The sequence below is a fragment of the Acidobacterium sp. FHG110202_01 genome (genome assembly GCF_059115305.1).
This window is the reverse complement of record NZ_JBZYWJ010000001.1, coordinates 846915-855700: the sequence shown is the minus strand read 5'-3', so window position 1 is coordinate 855700 and position 8786 is coordinate 846915. Positions and strand designations below refer to the sequence as shown.

Sequence of the window (8786 nt, the reverse complement as noted above, 5' to 3'; positions counted from 1 at the left end):
CATACGATATTTGGACTCGATTGGAGCCTTTACTCCGCATGCAAAAGTGTCATGGCTATTCAAGTATGGCGGTTCTGTAATCGCGATGATGGCTCTTGCTATGCTGATGGGCTATAAGCGCGTTGTTCTATGCGGCGTCGACCTGAATAAGCAGACCTATTTTTACCAGCACCACGAGCATTATCCGGAATATGCTGACTGGGAGTTCGTATCCCGCAATGAGGCGCACCTGACGACACGCCATCTTCCATGGCTCGTCCCTGCCCAGGCAGCCGTTTGTATTTTTAAGGAATTGATTCTTGATCCAGCAGGTGTTGAGTTGTATGTTGAAAGCCGTGTTTCTACCCTGTATCCCCGGGTGCCTTTGGCTTCGGATGCTCTGTTCGACAGGTTATCGAAGCTTGATACTGTTGCCCGGTAATGCGGTATAGTGGACTCGCTTGGATTGGGGGAAGGATTGATCTGCGTTACCCGGGCGACTCGTTATAAAAACATGTCATTGATCAAGATTCCGCGGTTTAGTTTGCGGATCGTCCTGACTACTGCCCTGATATTCGCTTTTATTCAGAGTCCAGCGCAGACGACAAACAATACAAATACTCAGGTCAATCCTTCGAATGGTGCAGTGCCTTCCCAGTCTCAGACCGTGCCTGCAAATCCGGCGGCGTCGACGACAATTACGGCTGTGCCTGCCGCCGATCAATCGCAATATTTCATCTCGCCCGGAGACGTGCTGGATGTTTCCATTTTCGGCGCGCCGGACCTGTCGCAGAAGTCAGCGGTAAATCGCGCAGGTGACATCTACATGCCACTTATCGGCTATGTGCATGTTGCAGGGATGCATGTGGAAGATGCGCAGGCAGTGATTGAACAAGCCTATTTGAAAAAAGCTGTGCTCAAATCTCCTCACATAAGCATTGTTATCACAAGCTATTCCAATGGAATTGTCTTGATGGGCGAAGTGGGCAGACCTGGAATCTATCCGATCGTGGGGTCAGGGAAACTTTTCGACATCCTGGCGGAAGCCGGAGGCGCGTCGGCAAGTGCAGGGCAAGCCGTAATCATTACTCATAAGGACGGCACGAACCCGCAAACCGTGTATCTTACCAGCGATCCCGTCAAATCACTCGATGCAAATGTTCCTGTGCAACAAGGAGACACAATCATTGTCTCCAAGGCGGGAGTCATCTACGTTGTCGGTGAAGTGCTTGCTCCCAGCGGGTTCCTGATGGATGAAAAGGGTCAATACACCGTGATGAAGGCGGTTGCCATGGCCCATGGGCTCGCGAAGTTTGCGAAGCCTGGGAAAGCCAGGATTGTCAGGCGTGAGGCTGGAGGCGAGCAGGAGATTCCAATTCCTCTCGACAAGATTCTTGTCTCAAAATCTCCAGATATACCCATGCAGTCAAACGATATCCTCTTTATTCCATCGAGCAGGGCCAAGCAGGCAGCTTCCCGAACAGCCGATATCGCCGTCGCTCTGGCTTCGGGCGTGGCCTACTACGGCATCTATCATTAAGGGATTTCTATTTTGCTTACCGGACCGCGTGCGCAAGGACTTTTTCTACCGCATTGGCAGTGTCCTCCATGTCCGCGTCACTAAGCGTGGGATGAACGAGAAGCATCAGCCCGGTTTCATCCAGTTCTCTTGCAACCGGCAGTCTCTGCGGCGGCCTAAGCTCTGCAGTAAAGGCCTTCTCCAGATAGATTTCGCTGCAGCTGCCGCTGAAGCACGGCACGCCTTCCGCGTTGATAGCATCGGCGATGCGCTGCTTGTTCCAGTTTTTCCGAAGGCGCTCCGGATATAAGAACACGTAATACTTGTAGTAAGAATGAAAGATGCCGTCGGGCGGTCTGGTCACGCGTAAAGCGGGAATTCGGGAGAAGCGCTCAGACAGCATACCTGCGAATCTTTGCCTTGCCTGAACAGTTTGAGGAAGTTTCTGCAACTGCACGCGACCGATAGCGCTCTGCATCTCGGTAAGCCGCCAGTTCGTGCCGAAGCTCTCATGCAGCCATTGGTATCCGGGCGGATGATGTTTTTTATAAACAGTCTCGTAGCTTTTTCCGTGATCCTTGAACGCCCACGCGCGTTCCCAAAGGGCAGTGTTGTTTGTCGTCAGCATGCCGCCTTCGCCGCCAGTGGTCATGATCTTGTCTTGGCAGAATGAGAACGCATTGACATCGCCCATGGATCCGACGGGGTGCCCTTTGTAAGTCGCTCCATGCGCCTGTGCACAATCTTCGACGACTTTTAACTGATGTTCGCGAGCGAGATCGAGAATCGGATCCATATCGCATGGCCACCCCGCGAGATGTACCGCAATGATGGCGCGAGTGCGCGGAGTGAGAACAGGCCGGATTGTATCTGCCGTAATTGTTTGCGAATTCCGATCGATGTCGGCTACCACGGGCCGCGCTCCCCGCATTACGACACAACTGGCAGACGCAATAAATGTGCGACTGGGAACGATGACCTCATCCCCCGGACCGATCCCGAGTACTTCGAGTGCAAGCTCCAGCGCAAGGGTGCCGTTAGCCAGCGCAACAGCATGTCTGCAGCCGATAAAGGCAGCAAACTCGCTTTCAAATTTTCTGCCCTCGTCTCCTGTCCAGTAGTTGACCTTTCCTGAGCCGAGGACTTTCTCAACTGCTGCGATTTCTTCCTGCGAATAAGAAGGCCAAGGAGCGAATGGACGTTCACGCATTGGGCGTCCGCCTTCGATTGCAAGCTGGTTTTGGGTGGAAATGTTCATCCGCTAAATTCGCTGCACCAATTGTTTCAAAACGCGCGCAGGAGTACCTGCTGCCACCACCCAGTCATCTATGTCACGGATAACGGTGGCGCCAGCACCGATGATCGCGCCTGTGCCGATTTTGATGCCGGGAATAGCCGTTGATCCGATGCCGAGCCATGAGAGATCGCCTATCAGCACATTTCCGCCAATTGCAACCCGCGGTGAGAGATGTGCGAAACTCCCGATAACGCAATCATGTTCGACAATCGCACCGGAGTTGATGATCGTCCCCACTTCGATGACGGAGTCGGCATTCACAGCAACATGTGGCATGATGACAACACCCGGAGATATCTTCGCTGAAGCTGAAACAGTTGCTGATGGATGAACAGCGGTGAACAGGGTAATACCGAGAATGGCGCAGCGCCCTGCAACATCGCGACGGGCAAAATTGTCGCCAATGCCGAGTGCAACTGCCACCGGTCGACGTGCAGCTTCTTCAGCAAGCCACTTTGCATCGCCTAAGATGGTAGCGTCATAGAACGACTTGCATTTCGAGGGATCATCGTCGACGAAGCCCTCGATTCCCGTACCGCAGGCGCGCAGAATGTCGGCGACGACCTTTCCATGCCCGCTTGCGCCATAAATGATCACGCTGCCTTCGCCAGGTGCTTTCACCTCCGCTCTGCTCCAAACTTTTCCATAGTCGCGTGGCCTTTCTGATGGATGCCTTCCCGCCGGATGACAATTCCCACCGTGGACAAAACGATGCGAAGATCAAGCAAGAAATTCCAGTGGTCAACATACCATATGTCCCAGGCAAACTTATCTTCCCAGGTAATGGTGTTGCGGCCCTTTACCTGTGCCAGTCCGGTGATGCCCGGCTTCATGAGGTGCCGCTTCGACTGCTCAGGCGAGTAACGAGCGAGATATTCCATCAGCAGCGGGCGCGGGCCTACGAGGCTCATTTCGCCTTTCAATACATTCCATAGCTGAGGGAGCTCATCGAGGCTGAAGCGCCGCAGCACGCCACCCACCTTGGTCAGACGCGCAGCGTCAGTCGACGGATCGATCTCAGGAGACTGGGATTCAATCATAGTTCGAAATTTGAAGAGTATGAAGGGCTGCTCAAATTGTCCTGGCCTTGCCTGGCGGAAAAGTATTGGCTTACCCATAGTCAAACGGATTGCCAGGGCCACGGCTGCCATCAGCGGAGCAAAGACTACCAGCCCAATGGATGCGACTGCGAGATCAAACAGGCGCTTGCAGGCCGATTCTATTGGCTGTGAGCGCATCGCGCGACCTCGACGCGGGAATGAGATGGAAGGGAATAGCCGCGCTCCTGAAGCATGGTGCGATACATTGCAGCTAATGCGTCCCACACGGTCTCACTTCTGAACTTCTGCAGGACGCGCTCGCGGCCTGCTCGTCCCATGGACTGAATTTTGCCGGGATCTGAGAGGAGCAATAACATTGCCGCAGCCAATGTATCAGCGTCGCCGACAGGAGTCAGTAATCCAGTCTTACCGTCCTCAATCGCATCTATGGCTCCGGTAGCTACAGTTGTAATGACGGGAAGCCCTGCGGCCTGTGCTTCGAGAACTGTATTCGGGAAGCCTTCGCGATGAGTAGGCAGAGCAAACACATTCATCACGTGATAATACCGCTCGACCTGAGAAGTGAACGCTACATGATGAATCGATGGTTCCGATTCGATCACGTTTCTAATGTTATCGGGGACTGGATCTCCGTGTTCGTAGTCGCCAATCAGCAGCAGAACGGCCTCCGGCAATTTCCTGCGCATGGATTGAAACGCTGTGACCAGCTCAGGAAGCCCTTTGTCCCTGGTCAATCTGCCTACGAAGCCGATGACTGGCTGGTCAGGGCGCATGCCTAAGCTTCGACGCAAGTCCATCGATGACGCCGTACTTTCCGAAGCTGGCTCAAATCGGCTGGGGTCCACCCCATTGCTGCTCCCTGTGCCAAGCAGCACTGTTTTTGACCGCGCAACGATGCCCAGAGCAACCGCGCGCTCACGCAGACTGGGGCTTACACAAACGACGCGATGCGCACAGAAGCATGCTACTTTTTCTGCGGTCATCAGGATCATTCGTCTGATACCGCTTGCAGTTTCGAGGCGCAAGCCGCGAAGCGTATACACACGGCAAGGCACACGCGCGAGCCAGGCAGCGAGTCCAACTAATAGTCCCGCTTTAGGAGTGCCAGAGTTGCAAATCACAGGATGGAGCTGACGGAGAAGCCGCCATATTCCGAAGAGGGATTTTAAATCCGATATAGGTGATATCTCCCTCGTCATAGCAACGCCAAATACTGAGCAGCCCTCCTGTGCGCCAACCTGCTCCAGCTTCTCGCCGGGGCTGGACAGGAGGGAAGTCTCGAAGCCGTTCGCCTTCAGATAGGCCAGCTGTCCACGCATCAGAACTGTGCTTATGGAGTCGGTCACTGCATGGAGAACGCTGATGCGATCGCTGCTCATGCGTTTCCTATGGCCGCAGTGACAATGTTATGAGGATAAGTATGTTGATTGTTTGTTTCGCGGCGGGTTTCATCGAGCCAGGCCTGAAACATGAGCACGTCCCACAGATGATATTCCCAGCTGCCTTTTCCGGAGAGATGCTCGCGCCATATTTTCTGAACTGGCGCGGTGTTGAAATATCCATCCTGGCGAAGGCGGTTTTCATTCAGAAGCGATTCGGCCCAGTCCCGAAGAGGTCCGCGCAGCCAGATTGCCAGCGGTATGCCAAAGCCCGATTTCGGGCGGTCTACTATTTCGCGCGGCACATAACGGTAAAGCACCTGGCGAAGAATCCACTTGCCCTGCCGCTGGCGAATCCGCATGTGCAGAGGCAATTTCCATGCGAATTCTGCTACCCGATGATCTAACAGTGGAACGCGTCCCTCAAGACCGACAGTCATCGTAGCCCGGTCCAGTTTCACCAGAATATCGTCCGGCAAATAGCTGACTGCATCCGTAAACATCATCTTTTCGGCAGCATAGTCAAGGTCGGGATGGCTTGCGAATGCCGGGGATGCGGTCTCCGGAAAAATTGCATCAATATCCAGCCAATGCGAAGCCATGTTTTCGTACAGCGCATGGACATCCCGGCTTTCCAGCAGCGATGCCAGCTTATGGAGCTTGTATCCGGGCATTCGCTGTTGCCACTGGGCTGGAGTTGCAGGCGTTAAGGCGCGAAAGAGAGAGTCCCAGTTATCGGGCGACACTGTCCTGATGCTCCTAGCTCCTATTTTGCGCAGAAAGAGCGGCCAGCGATACAGGCGGCGACTGACAGTATCACTCCAGATGTGCCGTGTGTATCCGCCGAAGAGCTCGTCGCCGCCATCGCCTGAGAGGCTCACAGTTACATGTTCGCGAGCCAATCGGGAAACCAGGATCATCGGAATCTGTGAGCTGTCTGCGAATGGCTCGTCGTAGATTTGCGGCAGCGAGGGGATGACAGCCATCGCCTCTTTGGGAGACACGTGGAGTTCAGTGTGTTCCGTTCCCAAATGGCGTGCCACTTCAGAAGCTTCCCTTGCTTCGTTAAGCTCCTTGTCATGATTTCCGATCGAGAATGTCCTGACTCGTGACCTGCTCTGGGCTTGCATCAGCGACACAACTGTAGATGAGTCGATACCTCCTGAGAGAAAGGCTCCGAGAGGGACGTCCGAGCGCATGCGAATGCGTACAGAATCATGCAATAAGCAATCCAGTTCCTCTACTGCTTCCTGTTCGTTTCCCCGGAAAGAATTTGAATCACTCCGGTTGATGACTTCCTGCAGCGACCAATATGTGCGTGGAATCGATGCAAAATCAGCAGCAGAGACTTTCAATAAAGTCGCAGGAGGCAGCTTGCTGGTATTCCTGTAGACCGAATACGGCGCGGGGATACAGCTGCGTCGGAGAAAGAGCGCGACAGCCTGTGAGTTTACTTCATCAGAAAAGTCAGGATGTGCCTTCAGAGTTTTCAACTCGGAGCCAAAGATCAATTGTGTGCCGATTCTGGAGTAGTAGAGCGGTTTCTCGCCGAAGCGATCGCGCCCGAGAGTCAGGCTTCTTTCGTCGCGGTCCCATAAGGCGAAAGCGAACATTCCGTTGAAGCGGATTACGGACTGCTCCACGCCCCATTTCTCGAAGGCTGCGAGCATGATTTCAGTGTCGGAGGTTCCGCGAAATACATAAGCCGACAGTTCGTTCCGCAGGTCATCGTAGTTGTATATCTCGCCATTGAAGACGAGAATATAGCGCCCGCTGCGCGATTCCATAGGCTGATGTCCTGCAGCAGAACGGTCAAGAATCGAAAGCCGCCTCATGCCGAGCGCTATGCCTGCTTCCGCATCTACCCAGACTCCAGCGTCATCCGGTCCCCTATGCCGCAGAGTATTCGCCATCCGCATTGAGATGCGTTCTAATGCTTCAGCCGATTTTGTACAGCCCAGATCAAGAGAACCGCCGATGCCGCACATAGTCGCTTCGCTCCTGGGCTTAGGCTCCGGTTGGAATGTGGTCTGGTTGTGGAATGCCGGCAGTGTGCGTTGGCCTTACATTCCTTCCCGCAATGCGAGGAACGCCTGGAACTGTGGTTTTCTGCTTCGCACAGATCAGCATGAGCACCAACGGTGTCATCATGATGCGCTGGCGCAAGAGGATTCCAAAGTTACTGATCGATCCTCCAAAGGTGATTGCGAAGACGGCTGAATACATTAAAAGGAAGGACACATATGGGTCCCGCCAGTGCCGCAGCGTCGCCCAGATTTCCCGCCGCCGATACCAGCAGAGTAGTAGCCATCCCACCGATTCCAGAGCAGGCGGAATGGTAATCCAGCTACGCATCTCCCATGGGAACGGTCGAATCAGCAGGAAAGGGGACTCAGCAATGCGAAGCGGTAATGAAGTTTTTTCATTAAATGCGGATCCACCAATCTGGCTATTTCTGGTGACCATATCTGCTTGCTGGAAGATGCTTGCTGAACTGTCGGTCTGGAAATCAATAAAACTGCTTGCCTGTTTAATGAGAAAGTACGTGCAGCCCGCCAGAATTGGGATAAGTACTATTTTTGCTGCCTTGGCGCTGGCACTTCTCGACTTGGCTGCAATATAAGGAAATGTGATAGCCATTGCGAGCATGGATGCCACGTGCGCTCGCACCAGAAGAACACCGGCAAGCCCGGCAACACAAATAAGAGTACTTTTAGGACTGGGATGTTGCGTCAACCTGGCAAATCCATAGCATGTTAAAGCAATGAAATATTGGATGAGCGCATCTTTCCCCACAAAGCTCGACCAGAATAAAAGAGACGGTGATAAAACGACGAGAAGCCCAAAGAGCCATCGGTCGCCAGTTGGAAAGGCAATGGTGAACGCGCGATAGAACAGATATCCACCTGCAAGAGGCACGAGCGCAAATGCAATAAAGATGGTTGGCATGGCATCGCCACCGATCAATAGCACGGCAAGTCCGCATATGTTATAGATCAGATTTGTGCTCCAATAAGGAGCTTGAAATGCAGCCCAACCGATGATTTGAAAATCCTGCGCGATCTGCCAGCCCACTGTCCAATAGTGGAATGCATCCACAACTCCGCCGTAGATAAAAAGCCCTACCCAGAGAAATACGCTGGCAGCGGCCATATGCGCTATAAGGCCAGCCGACAACAGACGCCGCAAATAAGGGTCATTCTGCGTAGAATGCACGATTGCTATCGTGCCGGCAATGGCCAGGATCGGGATACAGATGAGAGACGAGATGATGGAGTGATCCTGAGCGCTGGTAAAAAAAAGCGCAGTCAGCCAGAAAGGAAACGAGACAATCGAAAGAATCAGGATCAATCTGATGACTTGCAGATATCGGGCAATATTTCGCGGAGGGGCTACACTGATCCGGTCATAAATGGTTCTTGTAACAGGAACATCCATTTGTCCTCGACCCAGTGTCTGACAGTGTGTTCAATCGCTCCAAGTCTAGCATGTGCGTGAATGATCATGTATTTTTGGTCAATTCATGACCAGGACTTCATCAAGGTAACGAT

8 protein-coding genes are annotated in these 8786 nt (G+C 53.3%); 2 read left to right on the top strand and 6 right to left on the bottom strand.

The window, feature by feature from the left end:
• A partial coding sequence (locus AC5S16_RS03540) for a hypothetical protein (RefSeq protein WP_493928629.1) occupies window positions 1–421 on the top strand: 421 nt, incomplete at its 5' end.
• Window positions 422–493: 72 nt separating this feature from the next.
• Window positions 494–1519: a polysaccharide biosynthesis/export family protein gene (locus AC5S16_RS03535; protein WP_493928628.1), complete on the top strand. Its 1026-nt coding sequence runs from the start codon at window positions 494–496 to the stop codon at window positions 1517–1519.
• A gap of 16 nt (window positions 1520–1535) precedes the next feature.
• Here AC5S16_RS03535 and AC5S16_RS03530 read toward each other — a convergent pair whose 3' ends face one another.
• From AC5S16_RS03530 to AC5S16_RS03505, 6 genes are read right to left on the bottom strand one after another with little or no spacing between them, the layout of a single operon-like run.
• Window positions 1536–2708, bottom strand: coding sequence for a DegT/DnrJ/EryC1/StrS family aminotransferase (locus AC5S16_RS03530; RefSeq protein WP_493928627.1), 1173 nt, complete (start codon window positions 2706–2708; stop codon window positions 1536–1538).
• Window positions 2709–2759: 51 nt separating this feature from the next.
• The gene (locus AC5S16_RS03525) at window positions 2760–3416 is read right to left on the bottom strand and encodes an acetyltransferase (RefSeq protein WP_493928626.1); all 657 of its coding nucleotides are present in this window, start codon (window positions 3414–3416) and stop codon (window positions 2760–2762) included.
• Window positions 3413–4033, bottom strand: a complete 621-nt coding sequence (locus AC5S16_RS03520; RefSeq protein WP_493928625.1) for a sugar transferase — start codon at window positions 4031–4033, stop codon at window positions 3413–3415. The genes AC5S16_RS03525 and AC5S16_RS03520 overlap by 4 nt, the downstream gene beginning before the upstream one ends.
• Window positions 4015–5235 (bottom strand): glycosyltransferase family 4 protein, encoded by a 1221-nt coding sequence (locus AC5S16_RS03515; RefSeq protein WP_493928624.1) that lies wholly within the window; start codon window positions 5233–5235, stop codon window positions 4015–4017. Before AC5S16_RS03515 ends, AC5S16_RS03520 begins: the two co-directional genes overlap by 19 nt.
• Window positions 5232–7223, bottom strand: coding sequence for an asparagine synthase (glutamine-hydrolyzing) (asnB, locus tag AC5S16_RS03510; RefSeq protein ID WP_493928623.1), 1992 nt, complete (start codon window positions 7221–7223; stop codon window positions 5232–5234). Before asnB ends, AC5S16_RS03515 begins: the two co-directional genes overlap by 4 nt.
• A 19-nt stretch (window positions 7224–7242) precedes the next feature.
• A complete protein-coding gene (locus tag AC5S16_RS03505; RefSeq protein WP_493928622.1) occupies window positions 7243–8388 on the bottom strand; it encodes a hypothetical protein in 1146 nt (381 codons plus the stop codon).
• Window positions 8389–8786 lie beyond the last annotated feature (398 nt).

What these genes read in the sequence shown, in the direction of transcription:
- AC5S16_RS03535 (WP_493928628.1), top strand. Translation starts at nt 494, where the DNA reads ATGTCATTGATCAAGATTCCGCGGTTTAGTTTGCGGATCGTCCTGACT.
- AC5S16_RS03530 (WP_493928627.1), bottom strand. Translation starts at nt 2,708, where the DNA reads ATGCGTGAACGTCCATTCGCTCCTTGGCCTTCTTATTCGCAGGAAGAA.
- AC5S16_RS03520 (WP_493928625.1), bottom strand. Translation starts at nt 4,033, where the DNA reads ATGCGCTCACAGCCAATAGAATCGGCCTGCAAGCGCCTGTTTGATCTC.
- AC5S16_RS03515 (WP_493928624.1), bottom strand. Translation starts at nt 5,235, where the DNA reads ATGAGCAGCGATCGCATCAGCGTTCTCCATGCAGTGACCGACTCCATA.
- asnB (WP_493928623.1), bottom strand. Translation starts at nt 7,223, where the DNA reads ATGTGCGGCATCGGCGGTTCTCTTGATCTGGGCTGTACAAAATCGGCT.
- AC5S16_RS03505 (WP_493928622.1), bottom strand. Translation starts at nt 8,388, where the DNA reads ATGGCCGCTGCCAGCGTATTTCTCTGGGTAGGGCTTTTTATCTACGGC.